The organism is Streptomyces sp. NPDC028308 (assembly GCF_055565855.1).
The window spans coordinates 111,789-135,190 of the sequence record NZ_JBVHTO010000009.1; the positions used below are offsets into that span (position 1 = coordinate 111,789).

At 74.1% G+C, this 23,402-nt stretch carries 18 protein-coding genes, 1 pseudogene and 1 riboswitch; of the genes and pseudogenes, 7 read left to right on the forward strand and 12 right to left on the reverse strand.

What is annotated here, in order from left to right:
- Nucleotides 1-8: 8 nt before the first annotated feature.
- The 7 genes from ACZ4VA_RS21525 to fahA form a co-directional block, all read right to left on the reverse strand.
- The gene (locus tag ACZ4VA_RS21525; protein WP_468082374.1) at nucleotides 9-2,855 is read right to left on the reverse strand and encodes a fumarate reductase/succinate dehydrogenase flavoprotein subunit; all 2,847 of its coding nucleotides are present in this window, start codon (nucleotides 2,853-2,855) and stop codon (nucleotides 9-11) included.
- An 11-nt stretch (nucleotides 2,856-2,866) separates the two neighbouring features.
- The gene (locus ACZ4VA_RS21530) at nucleotides 2,867-3,868 is read right to left on the reverse strand and encodes an ABC transporter ATP-binding protein (RefSeq protein WP_468082375.1); all 1,002 of its coding nucleotides are present in this window, start codon (nucleotides 3,866-3,868) and stop codon (nucleotides 2,867-2,869) included.
- Nucleotides 3,852-4,763 (reverse strand): ABC transporter permease, encoded by a 912-nt coding sequence (locus ACZ4VA_RS21535; protein WP_389391142.1) that lies wholly within the window; start codon nucleotides 4,761-4,763, stop codon nucleotides 3,852-3,854. Before ACZ4VA_RS21535 ends, ACZ4VA_RS21530 begins: the two co-directional genes overlap by 17 nt.
- A complete protein-coding gene (locus tag ACZ4VA_RS21540) occupies nucleotides 4,760-6,118 on the reverse strand; it encodes an ABC transporter substrate-binding protein (RefSeq protein WP_468082376.1) in 1,359 nt (452 codons plus the stop codon). Before ACZ4VA_RS21540 ends, ACZ4VA_RS21535 begins: the two co-directional genes overlap by 4 nt.
- 36 nt (nucleotides 6,119-6,154) lie before the next feature.
- Nucleotides 6,155-6,382, reverse strand: a complete 228-nt coding sequence (locus ACZ4VA_RS21545) for a 4Fe-4S dicluster domain-containing protein (protein ID WP_010986276.1) — start codon at nucleotides 6,380-6,382, stop codon at nucleotides 6,155-6,157.
- Nucleotides 6,383-6,479: 97 nt separating this feature from the next.
- Nucleotides 6,480-7,259: a GntR family transcriptional regulator gene (locus ACZ4VA_RS21550; protein ID WP_355786557.1), complete on the reverse strand. Its 780-nt coding sequence runs from the start codon at nucleotides 7,257-7,259 to the stop codon at nucleotides 6,480-6,482.
- 259 nt (nucleotides 7,260-7,518) lie between these two features.
- On the reverse strand, nucleotides 7,519-8,751 hold the full coding sequence (gene fahA / locus ACZ4VA_RS21555) for a fumarylacetoacetase (RefSeq protein ID WP_355786554.1): 1,233 nt from the start codon (nucleotides 8,749-8,751) through the stop codon (nucleotides 7,519-7,521).
- Between the two features lie 275 nt (nucleotides 8,752-9,026).
- Between fahA and ACZ4VA_RS21560 the strand changes: the two genes are divergently transcribed.
- Entirely contained in the window at nucleotides 9,027-9,899 is an 873-nt protein-coding gene (locus ACZ4VA_RS21560; RefSeq protein ID WP_468082377.1) for an HAD family hydrolase, read from the forward strand.
- On the opposite strand, the gene ACZ4VA_RS21565 is transcribed toward ACZ4VA_RS21560, so the two are convergent.
- Both ACZ4VA_RS21565 and ACZ4VA_RS21570 read right to left on the reverse strand, forming a co-directional pair.
- Nucleotides 9,893-10,627, reverse strand: a complete 735-nt coding sequence (locus ACZ4VA_RS21565) for a LysM peptidoglycan-binding domain-containing protein (protein WP_355786548.1) — start codon at nucleotides 10,625-10,627, stop codon at nucleotides 9,893-9,895. The genes ACZ4VA_RS21560 and ACZ4VA_RS21565 overlap by 7 nt on opposite strands.
- 7 nt (nucleotides 10,628-10,634) lie before the next feature.
- A riboswitch (cyclic di-AMP (ydaO/yuaA leader) is annotated at nucleotides 10,635-10,794 on the reverse strand.
- 584 nt (nucleotides 10,795-11,378) lie between these two features.
- Nucleotides 11,379-13,403, reverse strand: coding sequence for a CocE/NonD family hydrolase (locus ACZ4VA_RS21570; RefSeq protein ID WP_468082443.1), 2,025 nt, complete (start codon nucleotides 13,401-13,403; stop codon nucleotides 11,379-11,381).
- 532 nt (nucleotides 13,404-13,935) lie between these two features.
- Here ACZ4VA_RS21570 and ACZ4VA_RS21575 point away from each other — a divergent pair.
- The 5 genes from ACZ4VA_RS21575 (at nucleotide 13,936) to ACZ4VA_RS21595 (ending at nucleotide 19,428) form a co-directional block, all read left to right on the forward strand.
- Nucleotides 13,936-14,946 (forward strand): polyprenyl synthetase family protein, encoded by a 1,011-nt coding sequence (locus tag ACZ4VA_RS21575; protein ID WP_356167110.1) that lies wholly within the window; start codon nucleotides 13,936-13,938, stop codon nucleotides 14,944-14,946.
- A gap of 191 nt (nucleotides 14,947-15,137) precedes the next feature.
- A complete protein-coding gene (locus tag ACZ4VA_RS21580; protein WP_468082378.1) occupies nucleotides 15,138-16,079 on the forward strand; it encodes a CHRD domain-containing protein in 942 nt (313 codons plus the stop codon).
- Between the two features lie 245 nt (nucleotides 16,080-16,324).
- Nucleotides 16,325-17,557: a LolA family protein gene (locus ACZ4VA_RS21585; protein WP_356167115.1), complete on the forward strand. Its 1,233-nt coding sequence runs from the start codon at nucleotides 16,325-16,327 to the stop codon at nucleotides 17,555-17,557.
- A gap of 37 nt (nucleotides 17,558-17,594) precedes the next feature.
- A complete protein-coding gene (locus ACZ4VA_RS21590; protein ID WP_355788652.1) occupies nucleotides 17,595-18,551 on the forward strand; it encodes an ABC transporter ATP-binding protein in 957 nt (318 codons plus the stop codon).
- Nucleotides 18,538-19,428 (forward strand): ABC transporter permease, encoded by an 891-nt coding sequence (locus ACZ4VA_RS21595; RefSeq protein WP_355788649.1) that lies wholly within the window; start codon nucleotides 18,538-18,540, stop codon nucleotides 19,426-19,428. Before ACZ4VA_RS21590 ends, ACZ4VA_RS21595 begins: the two co-directional genes overlap by 14 nt.
- Before the next feature lie 9 nt (nucleotides 19,429-19,437).
- On the opposite strand, the gene ACZ4VA_RS21600 is transcribed toward ACZ4VA_RS21595, so the two are convergent.
- The 3 genes from ACZ4VA_RS21600 to ACZ4VA_RS21610 form a co-directional block, all read right to left on the reverse strand.
- Nucleotides 19,438-20,037, reverse strand: a complete 600-nt coding sequence (locus ACZ4VA_RS21600) for a flavodoxin family protein (protein ID WP_355788647.1) — start codon at nucleotides 20,035-20,037, stop codon at nucleotides 19,438-19,440.
- 148 nt (nucleotides 20,038-20,185) lie between these two features.
- Nucleotides 20,186-21,532 carry an amidase gene (locus ACZ4VA_RS21605; RefSeq protein WP_356167119.1) on the reverse strand — a complete coding sequence of 449 codons (1,347 nt, stop codon included), beginning with the start codon at nucleotides 21,530-21,532 and terminating at the stop codon, nucleotides 20,186-20,188.
- 83 nt (nucleotides 21,533-21,615) lie between these two features.
- Nucleotides 21,616-22,164, reverse strand: coding sequence for a DUF6668 family protein (locus ACZ4VA_RS21610; protein WP_356167121.1), 549 nt, complete (start codon nucleotides 22,162-22,164; stop codon nucleotides 21,616-21,618).
- A gap of 688 nt (nucleotides 22,165-22,852) precedes the next feature.
- On the opposite strand from ACZ4VA_RS21610, the pseudogene ACZ4VA_RS21615 reads away from it, so the two are divergent.
- A pseudogene (locus ACZ4VA_RS21615) lies at nucleotides 22,853-23,402 on the forward strand (hypothetical protein); the annotation flags it as partial.

Genomic DNA, 23,402 nt, shown 5'->3' on the forward strand with positions numbered 1-23,402 from the left:
CGCCGGTCTCACAGGGCGCGTGCGGCATACGCCCTGACGTCCGCGTCGGTGTCCGAGGTGGCCGTGGCGAGGGCGGCGCGGGCGTCCTCGTGGAACCCGGTGTGCCGGACCAGTGCGAGGACGGCTGCCTTGCGGACGTCGGCGTTCGGGTCCCGGAGTGCACCGGCCAGGGCGGGGACGGCGACCTCGGGGTCGGCGCCGGACAGCGCGGTGGCGGCGCCCGACCTGACCTGCCAGGCCGGATCGGTACCGGCGGCGACGGCGCGGGCGGCGAGCGCGGGCGGGCAGCCGGTGGTGGCCAGCGCCTCGTAGGCGGCGGCGCGGACGAGGGCGTCGGAGTCCCCGGTGAGCCGGCCGAGCGCGCCCTCGACGGCGCCCGACGGGCTCACCCCGGCGAGGGCCTTGGCCACGGTGACGCGGACCTCGCGGGACGGGTCCCCCGCGGCGGCGAGCAGCGGCCCCGCCGCGTCCACCGAGACCAGGCCCCGGACGCCCGCGATGCGGACGGCGGTGTCGGGGTCGTCCAGGGCATCGGCGTAGACGCCGGGGGAGCCGAGGCGCAGGGCGCGCAGGACGTCGAGCGCCGTGGTGCGGACGAGGGGGTCCTCCCCGGCGAGGGCGTGCACCAGGGTGTCGTGCAGGGCCGGTTCGGGGGTGAGGGTCTCGACGAGTTCGCGCAGCGACGCGGCGGCGGTGGCGCGGACGTCGCCGTCGGGGTCGCGCAGGGCGGCGCCGACGGCGGGACCGGTGCCGGGCGGGGTCGTCTCGGTGAGGAGGGCGACGGCGGCACGGCGCACGGCGGGCTCGGGGTCGGCCAGATAGGGCCGTACGGCGGAGAGCTCGGGCTCGTCCTCGGTGAGGGCGAGGAGTTCCAGCAGCCGGGGTGAGGCCGCCGCGCGCGCGTCACCGGCGCGACCCTCGACGCCCGCGCTCCCCGCGTCACCGTCGAGACGGGAGGAGCCGTCCGACGCCGACCGTGCCGTCGCCCCCGGAGCTGCCCCGGGGATTGACGCCGCCACCGGTGCCGCGTCGCGTGGCCCGGCGGTGGCGACGCCCTCCGGGTGGACCTCGCCGAGGTGGCGGGACGGGCCCCCGGAGGGGGTGAAGCCCTCGACGGGGACCAGGTAAGGGGCCACGGGGCGGGCAGTGAACTCCATCGCGCCGGAGGGGGACTTGCGCAGGTCGAGGTGGTGGAACCAGGCGTCGTCGTCCCGCGCGGGGTGGTCCGTGCGGTCGTGGTAGAGACCCCAGCGGGACTCCGTGCGGGCGAGCGAGGCACGGGCGGCCATCTCCGCGCAGTCACGGATGAAGGTGACCTCGGCGCACCGCATGAGCTCGTGCGGGGTGCGGGCCCCCATGGCGGCGACGTCCGCGCGCATCCGCTCGAAGGCGTCGAGGGCGAGCGAGAGACGGGCGCCGGACTTCGGCGGGGCGACGTAGTCGTTGACGAAGCGGCGGAGCTTGTACTCGACCTGGGGCTGCGGCGGGCCGTCCGGGTTGCGCAGCGGGCGGTAGATCAGCTCGTGCGCCTCCCGCAGCTGGTCCTGCGGCAGGGTGCCCTCGTAGGCGCGGTGGCGGGCGGCATCCGCGCCGGCCAGGTCGCCGAAGACGAACGCGCCGATCATGTAGTTGTGGGGGACGCAGGCCAGGTCCCCGGCGGCGTACAGGCGCGGCACGGTCGTGCGGGCGTGCTCGTCGACCCGTACGCCGGACGCGGAGTGGCCGCCGCACAGGCCGATCTCGGAGATGTGCATCTCGATGTCGTGGGTGCGGTAGTCGTGGCCGCGGCCCGCGTGGAAGGTGCCGCGGGTGGGGCGCTCGGTCGTGTGCAGGATGGATTCGAGCGCGCTGACCGACTCCTCGGGGAGGTGGCTCAGCTTGAGGTACACCGGGCCCCGGTCGCTCGCGACCTCAGCGGCGAACTCGGCCATCATCTGGCCCGACCAGTAGTCGGAGTCGACGAAGCGTTCGCCGTGCCGGTTGACCTGGTAGCCGCCGAAGGGGTTGGCGACGTAGGCGCAGGCGGGGCCGTTGTAGTCCTTGATCAGCGGGTTGATCTGGAAGCACTCGATGCCGGTGAGCTCGGCGCCCGCGTGGTAGGCCATGGCGTAGCCGTCACCGGCGTTGGTGGGGTTCTCGTAGGTGCCGTAGAGGTAGCCGGAGGCGGGCAGCCCGAGACGGCCGCAGGCGCCGGTCGCGAGGACGACCGCCCCGGCGCGCACGGTGACGAACCGCCCGGTGCGGGTGTTGAAGCCCGCCGCGCCCACCGCGCGTCCCTCGGCGGTGAGCACCCGGACCGGCATGACGCGGTTCTCGATGCGGATCCGCTCGCGCATCTCGCGGCGCCGCAGCTGCCGGTAGAGGACCTTCTTGACGTCCTTGCCCTCGGGCATCGGCAGCACGTACGAGCCGGAGCGGTGCACCTGTCGGACCGCGTACTCGCCGTGCTCGTCCTTCTCGAACTTGACGCCGTAGGACTCCAGCCGCTGGACCATCGCGAAGCCGCGGGTCGCGGTCTGGCGGACGGTGGACTGGTCGACGATGCCGTCGTTGGCGCGGGTGATCTCGGCGACGTAGTCGTCCGGCTCGGCACGGCCGGGGACGACCGCGTTGTTGACGCCGTCCATGCCCATGGCGAGGGCGCCGGAGTGGCGGACGTGCGCCTTCTCCAGGAGGAGGACGTCCGCGCCGTGCTCGGCGGCGGTCAGTGCCGCCATGGTGCCGGCCGTGCCGCCGCCGATGACGAGGACGTCGCAGGTCAGCTCCTCGGCGCCCGCGAGGGAGGGGATCGCCGGGAGGGTGTCCGCGAGGGACCGGCGGCCGGTGTCCGCAGGGGTGTCCACGGGGGTCTGCACGGGCGTGCCTTTCAGTTGCCGAGTGACGTGAGGACCTCGCGCCGCAGGGCGAGCCGCGCCGGGTCGTCGTGTGCGGAGCGTTCGCGGGGCCGTGGTACCGGGCGTACGGCGAGGAGGCCGCCCGCGGTGCCGGACCCGCCGGTGTCGCCCCCACCGGCGCGGGTGGAGCCGAGCAGGGCGACCCGGTCGCCGAGGAACAGGGCCTCGTCCACGTCGTGGGTGACGAAGACGACGGTGGCGCCGGTGCCGTGCAGCACCTCGACGAGGAGGTCCTGCATGCCGGCCCTGGTCTGGGCGTCGAGGGCGCCGAAGGGTTCGTCCATCAGGACGGCACGGGGGCGTCCGGCCAGGGCGCGGGCGAGCTGGACGCGCTGGCGCTGGCCCCCGGAGACGCGGTGCGGCAGATGCCGCGCACGGTCGCCGAGGCCGACGCGGGCGAGCCAGGCGTCGGCCTGGGACCTGCGGTCGGCGCGGGACGAGCCTTGAATGGCCAGCGGGAGTTCGATGTTGGCGCGCAGGGTGCGCCAGGGCAGGAGGGCGTCCTCCTGGAAGACGAGGGCGCGGTCGGCGGAGGGGGCCACCAGGGGGCGGCCGTCCTCGGTGACCGTGCCGGCGAGGGCGGGCAGCAGCCCGGCGAGGGTGCGCAGCAGGGTCGACTTGCCGCAGCCCGAGGGGCCGACGACGGTCAGGATCTCGCCGGGGGCGACGTCCAGGCCGACGTCTTCGAGGACCGGGGCGCCGGGGCGGCCCAGCGCGGCGCCGGTGAGGGTCAGCCGGGTTCCGTGCGGCGGGGCGAGGGACCCGGCGACCGAGGCGCCGTCCGCAGTGGACGCAGTGGACGCACTGGACGCACTGGACGCCCCGGCGGCACCGGACACCCCGGACGCACCGGCCGCCCTGACGGCACCGGCCGCCCCGGACTCCTCGGCCGGGTCGGTCGCCGGGTACGCCCCGGCCGGGTCGGTCGCCGGGTACGCCCCGGACGGGCCGGTCGCCCTAGACGAGGTGTTCATCCCGGGCCTCCTTCGCGGGTACGGGTGCGGTCGTCCGCGCGGGCGGGGGGACGGGGGCCGGCGCGGGAGTGCGCACCCGGGCTCCGGGGACGTATTCCGTGCGGGGCAGCCACCGGGTGGACCAGCGGCCGACCTGTTCGACGGCCGTGGAGGTGAGCCAGCCGAGCAGACCGATCGTCACCATGCCGACGAAGACGCCGGGGTAGTCGACGACCGTGTAGTCCTGCCAGGTGCGGTAGCCGACGCCGTACTCGCCGGAGATCATCTCGGCGGAGATCACGCAGATCCACGAGACGCCGATGCCGACGGACAGCCCGCCGAAGATCCCGGGCAGCGCGCCCGGCAGCACCACGGAGCGCAGGATCCGCCACCGGCCGCCGCCCATCGTGCGCACGGCCTCCTCCCAGACGGGAGCCAGCGCGCGCACCGCGTGCCGGGTGGAGACCAGGACGGGGAAGAACGCGGCGGCGCAGGTGATGAAGACGATGCCCTGCTCGTTGCTGGGGAACAGCAGGATGGCGACGGGGACCAGCGCGATGGCCGGGATGGGGCGGACCACCTCCAGGACGGGACCGAGCAGGTCCTCGGCGACGCGGGAGCGGGCCACCGCCACGCCCGTGGCGACACCCAGGACGGCGGCCAGGAGGAAGCCGGTGAGGATGCGGGTGAGGCTGTCGGTGAGGTCCGTCCAGTAGTCGTCCCCGCCGAGCCGGCCGCCGAAGGCGCGCGCCACGTCGGCGACGGTGGGGAACTGCGAGAAACGCAGCCAGAGATCGACGTCGAGGCTGGTCAGCAGCTGCCAGGCGGTGAGGGCGGCGGCGAGGGAGACGGCGCGCAGCGCGTACCGGCCGGCCCGGCCGCGGGCCCCGGAGCCGTACTCGGGGTGCCCGGTCACGACGCCCGCTCCAGGGCCTCGGCGTACGTGAGGGTGCGGGCGCCCGGGTGACCGGTGACGTACGCCCGGGCGGTCGCGGCCGTGACGAACGGCCACAGGTCGTCGCCGTCCGCCACCCACACCGCCTTGTCCGCGAACCAGGGGGTGCCGGTCGTGGCGTCGGAGACGTACGCGGCGCGGACGGCGTCGCGGTGCCGGGCGACGTGCCGCAGGAGGGCGCCGGCGGAGGCGAACGTACGCGTCGTGGTGGCGCCCTTCGGCCACACCTCGCCCGCGGCCGGCGAGGGTCCGGCGGCGAGGGCGTCGGCGTACGCGGCGGACCCCAGTGCCTTCTTCACGTACCGGTCGTCGACGAAGGCGTCCACGTCGACGTCCCCGACGAGCTTCGCCGACCTCAGGACGGAGACGTCCTTCTTGAGCGCGGCGACGAGCGGGGGCTTGAGGGCGGGGCCGAAGGTGGCGATGCCGTGCGCGCCGTTGTAGAGGTAGACGACCTCGGCGGGCAGGCCGGTGGCCTTCGCGACCTTCTCCGCGGCGGTCACCGGATGGCCGTGCAGGTAGTCCGTCGCCTTCGACTGGGCCTTGAGGAAGGCCTCCAGCACGGCGGGGCGCCGGCGCGCGAAGTCCTCGCGGGCGGTGACGCCGTGGAACGTCGGCAGCTTCAGCGCGGCGCCGTCGTACAGCGCCTTCGCCTTGCCCTGGTGGGCGAGCAGGCCGGGCCAGGCGACGAACTGGGAGAGGGCGTCGGCACTGCCGGCGGAGAGCGCGGAAGCGCCCACCGCGGGCTGCTGGTTGAGCTTGCGGATGCCCTTCTCGGGGTCGATCCCGGCGCGCCGCAGCGCCCGGACGAGGGTGCCGTCGGCGGCCGAGCCGACACTCGTCGACACCTTCTTGCCGCGCAGGTCGGCGAGGGAGTCCAGCTTGGAGTCCGGCGCGGTGACGATGGTGTTGAGGCCGCCGCTCAGGTTGTAGCCGGTGACGGAGACGAGCCGCGTCGGGCGGTCGAGCTGCCGTCCGCGCGCGGCGTTGATGAGCAGCGGGAAGTCGCCCATCGAGCCGATGTCGATCTTCCCGGCGGTCATCTGGGCGGTGATCGGGGCGCCGGTCGCGTAGTCCTGCCAGGCCACCTTGTAGGTGGTGCCGTCGCCGAGGGCGTTCAGCTCCCGCTCGAAGTAGCCGAGGGAGCGGAGCAGGGTGCCCGTCGTGACGGTGTTGATCGTCTTGGACTGGTAGCCGACGGTGACGGTGACGGTGGAGCCGTCGCCGGCCTCGGCGTCACCGCCGCAGCCGGCGAGGGGGAGCAGGATCAGGGCGGCGGTCGCCGCGGCCGCGGTGCGCTGAAGGGGAGTTCGCATGGGAGTCGGGGCCTTCCACCGGTGCGGTTCGGGGGGTCAGCGGAGCAGGTAGGGCATGTTGACCGTGACGGCGCCGGTGGGGCAGCGGGCCGCGCACGGGCCGCAGTACCAGCACTCGTCGACGTGCATGTACGCCTTGCCGTTGCTCTCGTCGATGGCGAGGGAGTCCAGCGGGCACATGTCGACGCAGAGGGTGCAGCCGTCGATGCACTTCGACTCGTCGATGGTCACGGGCACGTCGGCCCGCTGGGGCGCCAAAGGCATGGCTGTCTCCAGGAATCGGTACGCGGGAAGGTGGCCGCGGGACGGCGCGGCACCGGAGCGGGGGCGCCGCGGCGGGGGCCGCCCGCGGCGGGCGGGACTACAGCAGGCGGCGCAACTGACCGCTCATGGTGATGCGGTCGCCGCGGAAGCGGATGAACTCCAGGTCGACGGGGCGGCCGTCACAGAGATGGGTGAGGCGTTCCAGCATCAGCACGGCCGTGCCGCGCGGTGCCTCCAGTACGGCCGCGGAGTGCGCGTCCGCGTTCACGGCCTCCAGGGTGATCTCGGCGTGCCCGAGCGGCCGGCCGGTGATCGACTCCAGGAGCCGGAAGACGTCCGTGTTCTCCAGGTCGGCGCCGAGCAGGGCGGTGCCGATGTCGAGGGGGATGTAGGTGAGGTCGAGGGAGAGGGGCAGACCGTCCAGGCGGCGCAGGCGCTCGATGTAGAGGACGTCGGAGCCGGACGGCACGCCCAGGCGTTCGGCGACCGGGGCCGGTGCGGCGACCGGGCCGGCGGTCCGCACCTCGTTGCTGACCTGGCCGTGTTCGCGCAGGGTCTCCGCGAGTCCCATCAGCCGGTCGAGTCCGTGCGCGTACTTCTGGGCGGCGACGACCGTGCCGACGCCGGGCACCCGGGTGACCAGGCCCTCGGCGCGCAGCAGGTCCAGGGCCTGGCGGACGGTGTTGCGGGAGGCGCGGTAGTCGTCACCGATCGCCGCCTCGTGCGGGAGCGTGCCGTCCGGGAAGCCGCCGGCCAGCACCTGGTGGCGCAGCAGGTCGGCGAGCTGCCTCGCCCGGTCCGCACGCAGCCGCCGCCGGCGGGCGGCGACGGTGGTCGCGCCTGCTCCGGCGTGCTCTCGGATACGTTCGGTGGGCATGCGAGGGACCATACCCACGGGGTGCGGGCCGTGGTGTTGCCGCAGTGTTGCGCCACCTGCGCCATGGAGCGGGACCGGTCTGACCTGCGGTTCTTCCACTCGCCGGGCAAGATCTGCCACCGTCGGCGCCACCCCGCCGTCCCCGCCCCCGTCCCCGCCGTCGCCGGGTGCACCCCCGTCCCCGTTGCCCTCCGTCCCGGCGCCGGTGGAGCGCGCAGCGGTTCGCGTGTGTGCGTCACCGCCGCGGCCCGCCGCGTGGTCAGCCCCTCGGGACGATCCTGCCGGTCACCTCGCCCAGTCCGACCCGGGTGCCGCCCGGACCGGGGGCCCAGGCCGTGAGGGTGACCTCGTCGCCGTCCTCCAGGAACGTCCGCTTGCCGTCGGGGAGTTCGAGGGCGTCGCGGCCGTTCCAGGTGAGCTCCAGCAGGGAACCGCGTTCACCCTCGGTGGGACCGCTGACCGTCCCCGACCCGTACAGGTCGCCGGTCCGCAGGGACGCCCCGTTGACCGTCATGTGCGTCAACTGCTGTGCCGCGGTCCAGTACATGGTGGAGAAGGGCGGCTCGGACACCGTGTGGCCGTTGATGGCCACGGAGATCCGCAGGTCGTAGCCGCCGGGGTCCTCGGCGGAGTCGTCCAGGTAGGGCAGCAGCGGGTGGGTGCGCGCGGGCGGCGCGACCCGGGCGTCCTCCAGCGCGTCGAGCGGGGTGATCCATGCCGACACCGAGGTGGCGAAGGACTTGCCGAGGAAGGGCCCGAGCGGGACGTACTCCCAGGCCTGGATGTCGCGCGCCGACCAGTCGTTGAGGAGGCAGAGGCCGAACACGTGGTCGCGGAAGGCCGACAGGGGGACCGGGGCGCCCGGCGCGGAGGGGGCGCCGACGACGAAGCCGACCTCCGCCTCGATGTCCAGGCGCACCGACGGGCCGAACACCGGGGCCGCGTCCGCGGGGGCCTTGCGCTGGCCCGACGGGCGGATCACGTCGGTCCCCGACACCACGACGGTGCCGGACCGGCCGTGGTAACCGATCGGCAGGTGCTTCCAGTTGGGCGTGAGGGAGTCCTCGGCGTCCGGGCGGAAGATCTGCCCGACGTTGCGGGCGTGGTTCTCGGAGGCGTAGAAGTCGACGTAGTCCGCGACCTCGAACGGCAGGTGCAGGGTCACCTCGGAGAGCGGGTGCAGCAGGGGCTCGATCGTCTCCCGGTGGGCCGGGACCGTCACCCACGCGGTGAGGGCGCGCCGTACGTCGGACCAGGCCGTGGGGCCCGCCGCCAGCAGGGGGTTCAGGCTCGGCTGCGCGAGCAGGGCCTCGTAGGGGGAGCCGAGGGCCCGCGCCGCGGCGCCCGCGTCGAGCACGCGGTCCCCGAGCCGGACCCCCACCCTCCGCGCGCCGGGAGCCGCCGGGTCGCCGGAACCCGCCGGGGAGAACACGCCGTACGGAAGGTTGTGCGGACCGAAGGGGTCGCCCTCGGGGACATCGAAGGGGGGCATCGGGTGCTGCCTCGCTTTCGTGCTCGCCTGTGATCCATGTGTTCCACGCGTTCCATGTGGTCGCGGCACACGTTACGTGGGAGAGACGACCGGAGACAGGTCCCGTGGCGCTCGGCTCACCGTGCCTGAAGAGTGCGCAATGTCCGTTCAGGCCGTACCGGTGTCCTGTGGTCCCCGTCGATCCCCGTACCGGTGAAGGGCGTTGCTGTCGGGATACCGGACGTCGTCCGGTTCACGCCGGGCCGTTGGGGCGGCGGGTCCGTATTCTTCGGATCATGGCCGCTCCGACTGCATATTCACTCATCGCCACTGACCTGGACGGAACGCTGCTGCGCGGCGACGACACCCTCTCCGGGAGGACGCGGGCCGCGCTGGCGCGGGTGGCCGGGGCGGGCGGCCGGCATCTGGTGGTGACGGGGCGCCCGGCGCCGAGAGTGCGCCCGCTGCTGGAGCAACTCGGCGGCGAGGGGCTCGCGGTGTGCGGTCAGGGCGCGCAGCTGTACGACGCCGGCACCGGCCGTCTGCTGTGGTCGGTGACCCTGGACCGGGAGCTGGCCGAGACCGCACTCGGCAAGATCGAGGCCGAGGTCGGGGAGGTCTACGCGGCCGTGGACCAGGACGGGGTGGACGGGCTCACCCTCATCGAGCCGGGCTATCTGATGCCGCACCCGACGCTGCCCGCGGTGCGGGTGCGGCGCCGTGACGACCTGTGGACGCGGCCCATCAGCAAGGTGCTGCTCCGCCACCCCTCGCTGTCCGACGACGAGTTGGCGTCGGTGGCGCGGATGACGGTCGATTCGCTGGCGACGGTCACCATGTCGGGTCCGGGCACCGTCGAACTCCAGCCATACGGCGTGACCAAGGCGACGGGCCTCGCGCTCGCCGCCGGTCATCTCGGCCTGTCGCCGTCGGACACGATCGCGTTCGGGGACATGCCGAACGACATCCCGATGTTCGACTGGGCCGCCCACGGCGTCGCCATGGCCAACGCCCACCCCGAACTCAGGGCGGTTGCCGACGAGATCGCCCTCTCGAACGAGGACGACGGCATCGCGGTCGTCCTGGAACGGCTGTTCCCCGGCCCTGGGGACCGGGGAACAGCGGGCCTTGCGGTCCGGGGGGCCGCCGCCCCGGGCCCGGCTCAGTAGGCGCCGAAGACGTTGTCGATCGAGCCGTACTTGTCGGCGGCGTAGTTGCAGGCGGCGGTGATGTTCGCGACCGGGTCGTACGGGTCCATCGACGTGCCGTCCACGTGGTAGGCGGCGAAGGTCGGGTCGATGACCTGGAGGAGGCCCTTGGACGGCGTGCCGGCCACGGCGTTGGAGTCCCAGTTGTTGATCGCCTGGGGGTTGCCCGAGGACTCCCGGATGATGTTGCGGTGGATGCCGTCGTAGCTGCCCGGTATGCCCTTCTGGGCCATGATGTCCAGGGCTTCCTTGATCCAGCCGTCCAGGTCGTTCGTGTACGTCTTCGCGGTCGCGGGCGCGGCGGCGGTCTTGGCCGTCGCGGCGGCCGTCGTCGCCGTCCCCTTCACGGTCTTCGTGCCCACCGTCAGCTTCAGGCCCGGCCGGATCATCGACGGGTTGCTGCCGATGACGGCGCGGTTGGCGTCGTACAGCTTCTTCCAGTCGCCGGTCTTGGCGTGCTCACGGGCGATCTTGGACAGGGTGTCGCCCAAGGCCACCTTGTAGGTGACGAGCTGGACCTGCGGGACGGCGGCCGGCACGGACTGCGCGGCCTGGGCCGGCTGTGCCGCCTGGGCGCCGGTGGCGCCGATCAGGGGGAGTACGAGTGCGGCTCCGCCCGCTCCCGCGGCGATGAACCCGCGGGTGAGGACGGTGTTTCGGGGACGACGGTGCTTGCCTCGAACGGCCATGGCGCGTTTTTTTCCTCTCCGGTGCCTGCGAGGTGAGCTGTCGGGTTCGGGCTGGGAGGTGCCCGGCCGCACATGACGTGCGACTTGACCCCAAGCCGTTCCGGGTGTCGCCGGACCGGCGCTTTCGTGGGTCCCCCGCTCCTGCCGTGCGTGGGTGGGTGGGGTCACCGAGCGGCGGCAGGATTAGGCGGGTCCGCTCGGATCGACGTGAACGTATGCGAGAGCACATGTCCGAAACAAGGCCCGATTTCCCGTGCCAAGGCATTTGATCTACCTCTGAACAGGGTGGAAATAGTCCGATTAGACCGGAACGTGAAACTCAACTTGCCTTTAGCAAAGGGAGACTTGTCGACTCGGGGTGGCCGAAAGATCGATTCGGGCGTGACCCATTTCACGCGACTAAGACATGTCAAAGCGTAAGCAAGGCAGGCAAGTCGGGCATTAACGGGCGACTGGGAGGCGCCGCCGGGTCACACCCGCCCCGGGGCGCCGCGCGCCGCGCGCCTCGGACGGGCGGTGGCGCGGACCCCGGGACGGACGTGGCGCGGACCCCGGGGCGGACGGTGGCGCGTGCCCGGGCGGGCGGCGATGCGGGCCCCGGGACGGATGGCGGCGCGGACCCGGACGGGCGGCGACGCGGACCCGGGGCGGGCGGTGGCGGGTCCCCCGGCGCGGACCGCGGCGCGGGCGCGCGCGCCGGCCCCCGTCGCGTCCCTGACCTGGACGGCGGGGGCCGAACCGCCGGGTGTGGCTAGCCCGCCGTGCGCGGGATGCGCCGCTCCCACGTCCGGTGGAAGACGACCTCGTCCCCGTCGGTGCAGATCACCTCGTTCGAGGTGATGAACTCGCCCGCGTCGCAGCTGACTTCGGAGTGCGTCTCCACGTGGGCGTCCCACCCGGCGTCCGGCCGGTGCAGCCGGATCGACCAGTCCGAACGGGTCCGCGCGGACAGCGGATCCCACTCGCCGGTCGTGTATGTCTCCAGGGCGTCCTCCGTGACCTCCAGGCCGTCCGGGTACACCCGGGTGTCGCCGTGGCGCGGGTCGACCTCCAGGCGCCAGACGCCCGCGGCGACATCGCGCACGACCAGCCGCTCCGGGCGGGGCTCGTCCAGGGTCGCCGGGACGACCGCGCCCAGCGGCTCCGCCTCCTCCGGTTCGCCGAAGGTGATGGAGGGGTCCGACTCCCGTACGCGCACCGGCAGTTCGAGGGAGCTGCCCTCCGGGTGCAGGGTGAAACCGGTGTCCGAATCCGGCTGCGGCCAGATCCAGGGCCAGTACGCCGAGGAGACGGCGAGCCGGATGCGGTGGCCCGGCGGGAAGGCGTAGCCGATGGCGCTCAGCTCGAACGTCACGTCCTCGGTGGCGCCCGGCGGCCACTCCACCACCCGGTCCGTGCCCTCCCGGGCGCCGAGGTTCAGCACGCCCCGGGTGACGAGCGTGGACGCCCCGTCCGGGAACACGTCGCAGACCCGGGCGACGACCTGCCCGCGCGGCACGGGCGACGTCAGCCGCAGCCGGACCCGGGGCCGCCCGAGCACCCAGGTCTCCTCCCGCACCTCGAACTCGAAGCACGCCGACTTCGCGTCCTCGTCCCGCTGGTCCGGCGGGAGGTCCCCGTCGTCCCCGACGGGCAGGAAGCGGCCGGCGTCCAGCCCGGTGTGCAGCGGGGAGCGCACCGGCACGGGCACGCCCCGCAGCGCGTACGTCACCGGCGTCACCGTCGGCGCGGGCCAGGCGTCGTCACCCACCCAGCGGCCGGGCAGCACCGGGTGGACGGTGGCCGGGACGTGCGAGTCGCAGACGTACGCCCGCAGGAGCGGCTCGGACATCACACCGGTGCCCGAGGCGTCACCGGCCCCGGAGCCGGGCCGCAGCCAGTGGTCCCACCAGCGCAGCGTCTCCTGGAGGAAGCCGATCGCGGGGCCCGGCGGCAGCCCCCGGTCCGGGTACTGGTGCGACCAGGGCCCGATCAGCCCCCGTACCCGGTCGGCCGGGAGGTGCTCGACCAGCCGCAGGACCGTGTCCCGGTACGGGTCGTGCCAGCCGCCGACCGCCAGCACCGCGGCCCGCACCGAGCCGTAGTCCTCGCGCACACTGCCGCGCCGCCAGTACGCGTCACGCGTCTGGTGCGCCAGCCAGGTGTGGACGAAGGGCTCCACGGCCTCCAGCCGCCGCACCCACATGTCGCGCCACATCACCTGGCCGACGTACCGGGGGTCCGGCGGCCGGCAGGCGAAGGCGAGCAGCGCCGCCGCGCGGGCCGGCATGTCGCCGGCCAGCACGGAACCGCCCAGGTAGTGCCGGTCGTTGTCGTAGCGGTCGTCCGTCGCGCAGACCGTGACGACGGCCTTCAGCGGCTCGGGTGCCAGGACCGCGACCTGGAGCGCGTCGAAGCCGCCCCAGGACAGCCCGAACATGCCGACCCGCCCGCTGCACCAGGGCTGGGCCGCGAGCCAGTTCACGACCTCGACGCCGTCGTCCGCCTCCACGCGCGCGTGCTCGTCCGCCGGCAGCCCCTCGGAGTTGCCGTGGCCGCGCACGTCCACCCGGACCGAGGCGTAGCCGTGGCCCGCGTACCAGGGGTGGCGCTGCCAGTCGCGCGGCGCGGTCCAGTCCGTCAGCCGGTACGGGAGGTACTCCAGGAGCGCCGGGACCGGCTCGTCGGTGACCGGGCGCCACACGCGCGCGTACAGGCGCGTCCCGTCCCGCAGCGGGATCAGGACGTCCTCGTGCGTCGTCCGGTAGGGGAACGACGTACGGATGCGGGTGCTCATCGCGCCGGCCCCGGGGGGCAGGCGGCCCGGCGGCCGGGCCGGACACGCGGTGCGCCGGACGTGTGCGCCCGGCCAGGTGACGGAGACGGTGCCGTCCGTGCCGGACACGCCGGGACACTCCGTACGCGCCCGGTCCCGCGCCGCACCCGTCCGCCCTCCCGCGGCGGACGGCCGCCGGGACCGGACCCCCCGGGGCGGGTACGGGGTCCCGGACCGGGCTCCGGGCCCGGCCCGCGGCCCGGTCCGGCGGTGACGCTGCGTCGAGACACGAGAGCCTTCCGGTGGAGTCGGTACATGTCCGGTCATATCAGGTGATCAAGAACATACCGCTCGTGGTGCCGCGCCGCCCGGCCATGAGTGCGCCCCCTGGGGGAGGGAAGTCGTAGGTGGGGGCGGTGGGCGCTCGTGGTGATCGAAACGTGACCGGATACGCTGACTTGAGTGATGGCAGCGACACATCGACAAACCGTGTCATCGACCGAATGATCGACCGAGTTCGCCATGTGATCGTCAGCAGACAGGAGAACCTCTCGTGACCGTCGTCGGGCCGTTCGGGCTGAGCGTGCGGGACCAGGCTCTCGAAGCCGATGTCCAGGCCGGATTGGCGGCTGTCGAGGAGGGTTTGCTCGAAGCCACCAAGAGCGAGGTCCCCTTCATCACGGAGGCCGCCCAGCACCTCGTGCGGGCCGGCGGCAAGCGGTTCAGGCCGCTGCTGGTGATGCTCGCGGCGCAGTTCGGGGACCGCCACGCGCCGGGCATCGTGCCCTCGGCCGTCGTCGTCGAACTGACCCACCTCGCGACGCTGTACCACGACGACGTGATGGACGAGGCCGAGGTGCGCCGCGGGGTGCCCAGCGCCAACACCCGCTGGAACAACTCGATCGCCGTCCTCACCGGCGACTTCCTCTTCGCCCGCGCCTCGCACATCCTGGCCGACCTCGGCCCGGAGGCCGTCCGCGTCCAGGCCGAGGCGTTCGAGCGGCTGGTCACCGGCCAGATCCTGGAGACCGCGGGACCCCGCGACGAGCGCGACCCGATCGACCACTACCTCGACGTGCTCAGCGGCAAGACCGGCTCCCTGGTCGCAGTGGCCTGCCGCTTCGGCGCGATGATGTCGGGCGCCGACGAGACGGTCGTCGACGTGCTCACGCAGTACGGCGAGCGGCTCGGCGTCGCCTTCCAGCTCGCTGACGACGTCCTGGACATCGCCTCCGACTCGCACGAGTCGGGCAAGACGCCGGGGACGGACCTGCGCGAGGGCATCCCCACGCTGCCGGTGCTGCGGCTGCGCGAGCGGGTGGCCCGCCTCGGGCTCGCCGAGGACATCGCGCTGTGCGAGCTGCTCGACTCCGACCTGACGGACGACGCCCGGCACGCCGAGGCGCTGTCCCGGCTGCGGGCGCACCCCGCGCTGGAGCAGGCCCGCCGGGACACCGTGCGGTACGCGGAGGACGCGCGGGCCGCGCTGGCGCCGCTGGTCGAGTGCGACGCCAAGGCGGCCCTGCTGGAGCTGTGCGACGCGGTGGTCCACCGGGCCGGATGACGCCGGGCGGCCGCCCGGCGACCGCACCCCGCGCAGCCTCCCCTCGCCCGGCCCGTGTACGCCGTACGAGGCATCTCGGTGTGGCGCAGGTCACATCGCTCACCTTGAGTCCGCTCTCGTATCCGCTCCGTAGCTCTCTGTGGAGGCCGGCGCAGGGGGTGTCGGCCGGGACACGGGGAGACAGCGGAATCATGGGACCGAACCTCACGCCCGCGGGGCGTCGCACGAAGCTGGTCATCGGCGGAGCCGCACTGGCGGCGGCCGCCGGGATCGCCGTCGCCGCCGCCCCGGCGGTCGCCGCGCAAGGAGTCGCACCCGAGAGCGCGCAGGAGGGTGCGACCGTCCTGGCGGCCGCGCTGCGCGGCGCCGACGAGGTGCCCGCCGACGGAGACGAGGACGGCTCGGCCCTGGAGTTCATCAGGATCGACGGCGACCGGGTGTCCGTCGCCGTGAGCTGGCGCGGCATCGGCAAACCGACCCGGCTGCACCTGCACGAGGGCGCCAAGGGCACCTCCGGCGGCGTCGCGGTGGACTTCACCCGGCTGCTCGACAAGGGCGGCCTTCACCGCGCCGCCGGCACGGTGAAGGTCGAGGACGCGGCCCTGCTCCAGCGGCTGCGGAGCGCCCCCGGCGGGTTCTACGCCAACCTGCACACCGCCGCGTTCCCGGGCGGCGCCGTCCGCGGTCAGCTCCACCAGGTCACCACCGACGTCGACTTCCGCCACGTGTTCGCCAACTTCCGGGCGTCCGTGGTCGAGGGCCGCCAGATCTACGAGTGCAAGCCCGCCGAGGGCGGCGGACACGCCTTCGCCCAGCGCGACGTCGGCGCCGTGCTCGACCGGCACATCGCGCACTCCTTCGTGGCGCCCAACTCCGGTACGCCGCAGTGGATCGCGCCCGACGGCAGCGCCGTCACCGGGGCGGTGCTCTCCAGGACCCCGAACGGCGCCGGGAACATCCCCGAACTGGACCTGAAGGCAACGGCGTCCGGGAAACCCCGCGGGCTGCTGGCCGGGACGGCGGAGATCCTGCGGCTCAACACCGTGGGCGGAGTGGCCCCGGCCGGGCCCTGCACCCCGGGCGCGACCGTGGGCGTCCCCTACCGGGCCGACTACGTGTTCGTGCAGCGCTGACGCCTTCCGCAGGCCGCCAGGGCGGTGTCTGCCCCATACGACCCCTACGGGTCGGGGGAGACACCGCCCGTTTGTGTCATACCGCAGCAGTACACGGAGTTGAGCCCGGGGTCTGACGCTTCTTCCCGGCGGATTTGGTCAGATGGAAAGCACCACTCCTCATCAATTCGGGTGAGAATGGCGGCGCAGGGGTGGACGAGGACAGTGACTGAAGGCCGCCGCCGATGACGGAGGTAAGGGCAGACATGGCACCGTACGAATCCGAGAACCCGTCGGCCGACGAAGCCGACGACGTGCGCGTGGGCCGGCGCAAGGCCGCCCGCTACGTCGTCCCGGTCGCGGTCGTGGGGGTGGCGGCGGCGACCATCGGGCTCGTCCCGGCACTCGCCGACTCCGGCGACCCCGACCTGCCGAAGATCACCGCGCAGCAACTCGTCGAGAAGATCGCGAAGTCGGACACCCAGCAGCTGTCCGGCACGGTCAAGATCAGCACCGATCTGGGCCTGCCCGACCTGGGCGGCCTGGCGGACAGCTTCGCCCCCGGCGCGGCCGGCAAGGGCGGTGACTCCTCCGCCGACCCGTCGTCCAAGCTCATGGAACTGGCCTCCGGCACGCACACCCTGCGCGTCGCCGCCGACGGCCCCGACAAGGGCAAGGTCTCGCTGCTGGACAAGGCCGCCGAGTACAGCGTCATCCACAACGGCGCGGACGTCTGGGCCTACGACAGCAAGTCGAACGAGGTGTACCACTCGACGGCTCCCGAGGGCTCGAAGAAGCCCGGGGCGCACGAGGACGTCCACGGCACGCCCCAGGAGCTGGCCGAGGAGGCGCTGAAGGCGGTCGACGACACGACGTCCGTGACCGTCGACGGCACCGCGCAGGTCGCGGGCCGCGACGCCTACCGGCTCGTCGTCAAGCCGAAGCAGTCCGGCTCCACCGTCGGCGCGATCACCATCGCCGTGGACGCGAAGACCGGGACGCCGCTGAAGTTCACGCTCACCCCCTCCAGCGGCGGTGCGGCGGTCGTGGACGCGGGCTTCACCCAGGTCGACTTCGCCCGGCCGGCGGCGAAGACCTTCGACTTCACCCCGCCGAAGGGCGCGAAGGTCACCGAGGAGGGCGCCGGGGAGGGCGCCGGGGCCGAAGGCCCGAAGTCCCTGCCCGGGTCCGGGTCCGTCCACAAGGGCGACGAGGACTTCGCCAAGGGGCCGGACGGGCTGAAGACCATCGGCGAGGGCTGGAACACGATCGCCCACTTCGACACGGGCGGCCAGGGCCTGCCGTCGGAGTCCTCCGGCAACAGCGACGTCTCCGGGTTCCTGAACTCCCTCGGGGACCAGGTCAGCGGGAAGTTCGGCTCCGGCACGGTCTTCTCGACGCGCCTGGTCAACGCGCTGATCACGGACGACGGCCAGGTGTACGCCGGTGCCGTCACCAAGGAAGCGCTGGTGAAGGCGGCCGACGCCGCCGCGAAGTAGGCCCGCGCGGCCGAGGCCCGACGAATCGAGGGAACGCATGGAGGAGCCGTCCGCCGCGGAGCCGGACACGGTGATCGCCACACGCGCGCTCACCAAGCGCTACCGCGGCGGACAGCTCGCCGTCGACGGCCTCGATCTGACGGTCCCGGCGGGCAGCGTCTTCGGTTTCCTCGGGCCGAACGGCTCGGGCAAGACCACCACCATCCGCATGCTGATGGGCCTGATCGAGCCGACGTCCGGCACCGCGCGCGTACTGGGGCAGCCGATGCCCCGGTCCGCGCGCGCCGTGCTCCCGCACGTCGGCGCCCTCATCGAGGGCCCCGCCCTCTACGGCTTCCTCTCCGGTCGGGACAACCTCCTGCGGTACGACGCCGCCGACCCGACCGCCGATCCGCGCACCCGGCGCGCCCGCGTCGCCGCCGCCCTCGACCGGGTCGGCCTCGCCGCCGCCGCGGGCAAGAAGGCGAAGGCGTACTCCCTGGGCATGAAGCAGCGGCTGGGGCTCGCCGCCGCGCTCCTTCAGCCCCGGCACCTGCTCGTCCTCGACGAGCCGACCAACGGCCTGGACCCGCAGGGGATGCGCGAGATCCGTTCCCTGGTGCGGGAGTTGGCCTCGGACGGCGCCACCGTCTTCCTCTCCTCCCATCTGCTGGACGAGATCGAGCAGGTCTGCACGCACGCCGCGGTGATGGCGCGGGGCCGGCTGATCACCCAGGGGCCGGTGGCGGAGCTGGCGGCGGGGGCGCGCGGGCGGCTCGTGGTGACGACGCCCGACCCCGGTGAGGCGGCGCGCGTGCTGAAGGAGCAGGGGGTCGCCGACCTCGTGGTGACGGAGTCCGGGGTGAGCGCGGAGCCACCGGACCGCGATCCGGCCGAGCTGAACGCCGCGCTGGTGGCGGCGGGCGTGCGGGTGCGCGGCTTCGGGGTGCAGCGGGCGTCCCTGGAGGACGCGTTCGTGGCACTCACCGGGGAGGGCTTCGATGTCGCGGGCTGAGGCACCCACCGCTCCGGCCGGCACCGTACGCCGGCCGGGACCGCTGTGGACGCTCGGACTGTTCCGCAGCGAGCTGGTCACGACCTTCCGGCGCTGGCGCACCCTCGCGCTCCTGGCCGTGCTGGCCGCCGTGCCCGTCCTCATCGGCATCGCCATCAGGATCGAGACCGGCGACGGCTCGGCGGCCGGCGGCGGAGGCGGTGAGGGACCGGCGTTCATCTCGCAGATCACCAACAACGGCCTGTTCCTGGTGTTCACCGCGCTCGCCGCGACCCTGCCCTTCTTCCTGCCGATGGCGATCGGCGTCGTCGCGGGCGACGCGATCGCCGGCGAGGCCAACGCGGGCACCCTGCGCTACCTGCTGGTCGCCCCCGCCGGCCGCACCCGCCTGCTGGTCACCAAGTACGCGGCCGTACTGACCTTCTGTCTGGCCGCGACGCTCGTGGTGGCGGTCTCGGCGCTCGCGACCGGCGCCCTGCTGTTCCCGCTCGGTGAGCTGACGACGATCTCCGGGACCCGCATCGGCCTCGCCGAGGGGTTCGGCAGGGCCCTGCTCATCGCGCTGGCCGTCGCCGCCTCACTGATCGGCGTGGCGGCGCTCGGCCTGTTCGTCTCGACGCTGACCAACAGCGGCATCGCGGCGATGGCGACGACCGTCGGCCTGCTCATCACCGTGCAGATCCTCGACCAGATCCCCCAACTGCACGCCCTCCAGCCGTACTTCTTCTCCCACTACTGGCTGTCCTTCGCCGACCTCATGCGCGAGCCCGTCTACTGGGACGACCTGGTCCGCAACCTCGAACTCCAGGCCCTGTACGCGGCCGTGTTCGGCTCCGCGGCCTGGGCCCGGTTCACCGCGAAGGACATCACGGCGTAGCGCGTCGGCTCACACGCCCGCCGTCTCGGAGACCTCGTACGGGAAGCGGGCGAACGGCGCCTCGCCCGCGAAGAAGGTCTTGGCTCGGGCCAGCGCGGCCGAGTCGGCCAGTACGTCACCGGGCTTGCTGCCGTTGCCGAGGAGGACCCCGCCGAAGCGCATGCCCAGGTAGGCGGCCGAGTTGTTCAGCGCGCCGATCAGCGGGGCCGCCACCTCCTCCTCCGTGTGCGCCAGCGCCGTGACGCCCCACAGGGTGCGGCCGGCCATCGTCGCCTTGAAGTCGACGCCGGGCGTGCGCAGCCAGCCCGACCAGTGGTCCAGGTAGCGCTTCACGGGCGCGGACAGCGAGTACCAGTACAGCGGCGAGACGATCACGAGGTCGGTCGCCGCGAGGGTCGCGTCCAGCAGCGTGCCCGCCGGGCCCTCGGTGGGCCGGACGTGGTCGCTGTCGTGCCGCAGGTCCTCGAAGTCGGGGAGCGGATGGTCGGCCAGGCTCAGCCAGCGCTGCTCCACGTCGGCGGGCAACTGCTCGGCGGCGCGGCGGGCCAGCAGTTCCGTGTTGCCCTCGGTGCGGCTGCTGCCCAGGACGAAGAGGAAGGAACGGGACACGGCAAGCCCTCCGAATGCTCGGCGTACGACAATTACCTGCGTACGCAGTATATGCGCACGCATGCATCTCTGTCATCGGGAGCGGGGAACTGGGAGCCGGCCCTCCGGAACCCGCCTGCGGCCTGTCGGACGCCGGGGGCACGAGGGGTCACGCGGCCCCCGGGGGTTCCGGGGGCACGGGGGAGCGGAGTCCGGCGCGGCTCTCGGCGGCCCGCGCGACGGCCAGCAGCAGGGGTTCGGCGCCGTGCCGGGCCACCAGCTGGAGGCCGACCGGGCACCCGTCGGGCCCGAAGCCCGCAGGGACGCTCGCCGCGGGGTGTCCGCTGAGGTTGAACGCCCAGGTGAGCGCGGTGGAGTAACGGTCACCCGGACCGGCGTGGCCGTGCGGCGCGTTCGGCGTGACCGGCGTCAGCAGCAGCTCACAGCGGGCGAAGACCCCGGCGAGCCGCCGGTCGTTCTCGTCCCGGACGGGCCCCGCGGCGTCCGGACCCGCCCCGGGGGTGCGCAGGGCCAGCCAGGCGGGACCGGGGTCGACCAGCCGGACGTCCCCGGGAACGAGCCGTACGACCCCGGCACGCACGAGCCGCTCCACGGCGCCGTACGCGACGGCCGCCAGGGCCTCCGCCTCGGCGTCCCCACCGGCGAAGCCGAGACCGGACGACCAGAGGGCGGCGACGGGAACGGGCGCTCCGGCCGGGATGGCCTCCGGAACCGAGCCGGGGCGGACGGCGGGGGATGCCGGGCCCCTGTCCGGGAAGTTGGCCGGATCCGGGCCCTGGGTGGCGTACAGGGCGTCGGCGCGGGTCGGCGCGGGGGAGGGGGCCGGCGACGGGACGCCGCCGACGGGCGTGGTCCCCGTGCGGGCGCCGGACACCACGTGCCAGTACGCCGCGAGATCCGACGCGTGCCGGGCGACGGCGCCGGCCGCGGCCAGTCCCGTACGGTCCGACGACGGGAGGCGGCCGTTGGTGGTCTTCAGGCCGAGGACACCGCACCAGGCGGCGGGGATACGGACGGACCCGGCGCCGTCGGTGCCGGTCGCGACCGGCACCACGCCCGCGGCCACCGCGGCGGCGGCCCCGGCCGACGAACCGCCCGGACTCCGGTCGCCGCGCCAGGGGTTGACGGTCCGCCCGTGCGCGCCCAGCCCCCACGTCTGCCAGGGCGTGCCCGGGCCGGGCACGGACGTCGCCCCCACCGGCACGCAGCCCGCGTCGATCAGCGCGGCCGCCGCGCGCAGCCCGTGACGTCCCTTCACCGCGACCGGGACGCCCGCGAGCGCCGGACGTCCGCCCGCGGCCACCCGCGCGTCCACCTCGCGGGCCCGGCGCAGCGCCCGCGTGCCCCAGACCTCGGTGAACGCGTGCAGGTACGGTTCCACCGCGTCGAGCCGTGCGAGGCAGACCGTGACCACGTCGACGGCGCTCACCTCGCGCGCACGTACGGCGGCGGCGATCTCCTCGGCCGACAGGGACCGGTAGACATCGGGGTCCATGCGTCCGCGTTCCTCCGGTCCGTCGGGCAGTTCTGCGGCGGGCGCCTCCCGGGGCGCCGCCGAGGGCAGGTCCGGGCGTGGGCTCAGCGCAGGCCGCGTCGTCCGGAGGGCGCGGCCGGTGCCCCGGTCAGCCGGGCCAGCGGCTCGCACTCGCGCGGTGGCTCCCCGCCCAGGTCGCCCACCCGCCACGCGGGCACCCACGGCACCTGGTAGACGTCGATCATCGCGCCGATCGCCTTCACGTGCTGGGCGAGGGGGCGCGGCAGACGGCCGGGCGCGTCGGCGACCAGGACGACGGCGTCGAGGTCGAGCCCCGGCGGTACGTCCCCGCGCCGGAAGGTGTCCAGGGTGTGCGAGACGGCCTCCAGCCCGGTGGCGTGCGTCCGCGCCACGAGGAGCAGCGAACCGGGCTCCCCCTGGTCGGGACGCGGCCAGTTGCGGCCCGCGTCGTGGCCGCCGAAAACCGTCGCGAGGGTCGTGGCGCCCGCCCCGCCGTGGGTGGCCACCCAGGCGAACCGGCGTGCGGTGACCGTGCCCGGTGCCCCCTGCGGCCGCTCCTGGTCCGGTCCGGTGACCGGCCCGCGTATCCAGACCTCGGGGCCCTGCGGCCCCTGCCCTGCGTTCCCCTGCATCGCTGTTCCCCCTCCGTCGGCGTCCGTCGATCTTCCCGGCCCCCCGGGGCGGTCCGGTACCGGGGGGAGCGGGTTCCTGGGACGAGCCTGTGACGCCCTGGTGACCCAGGAAACGGGAGGGAGGCTGGAGACTCAACTACAGGTGTGCGATCGGGCCTTGAGGTGACCGGTTCCCTCCCGGCCCACAACCGCGCACCGGCGACCGGCGTCCATGTCGGTCAGAGGGCCTTCACGACGGGGGACTTACCCCGGACCGGCTCGAAGTGAGCGTGTGAGGAGGGGTGTTGATGCACACGAGCGCGGTACCGGCCGCGGCCCCGCCCGCCGCGGGGACGGCTCGGCGTGCCGGCCCCCTTTTGAAAACGGTGTGTTCGGGTACGGGCAGGTCGAGGTGCGTGGCGGAGGTGACGTCGGTGGCGGTGCCCCTGTCGTCGGCGCCGTCGCCGGACCCGGCTGCCGGCCCTTCCTCCACTGACCGACCCGAGTGAGGGAACCGATGTCTCGATTCAGCCGCGAACACAAGCGGGAGCCCAAGCGGGGGCGGCAGGCACCCGTGGCGTCGGTTCCGGGGGCGAGGTCCGGGTCGGGCCTCACACCGATCGAGGTCCGCGTGACGGCGCGGGCCGGCGCGGGCGTGCCCGGCGACAGGAGTGCTGCGGCGCCCGCCTCGCGTGCGACGGTCGGCGGGATGCCGGTCGTCGTGAACGCCGGGGAGAGCGCCCAGGACGCCGTCCTGAACTACCTCCACCGGATCGCCCTCGCCACCGGCCACCCCGTCCTCGCCATGGTCCACGACGAGAGCATCGGCTACGTCGTCCCGCTCCAGGTGTACGTCGACGGCTCCAGCGAGTACGCGGGCAACCCGGTCCGCGTGGGCCCCCCGCCGGCCCCGCCCCAGGCCCCCGTCCCGGCTCCCCGGGAGGCGGCCACCGCGTCTCCGTCGCCCGTCCCGGCACCGGCGCGCATCCCGGGGTCACCCGAGGTGCCCGCACCGACGCCGTCGCCCGGCCCGGCGCCGGCTCACGCCCCCGGGTCACCTGAGGCGCCCGCGCCGACGTCGGCCGAGGCGCGCGTACCGGCGCCTGCGGCTGACGGTTGCTCTACGCCGGGTGCTGCCCGTACGCCCGTTGCCGGGCCGGTCCCGGGACCCGCGCCCGCCCCGGCGCGCGTTCCGGCGCCTGCGGCTGACGGTTCCTCTGCGCCGGGCAGCGCCCGTCCGCCCGTTGCCGGGCCGGTTC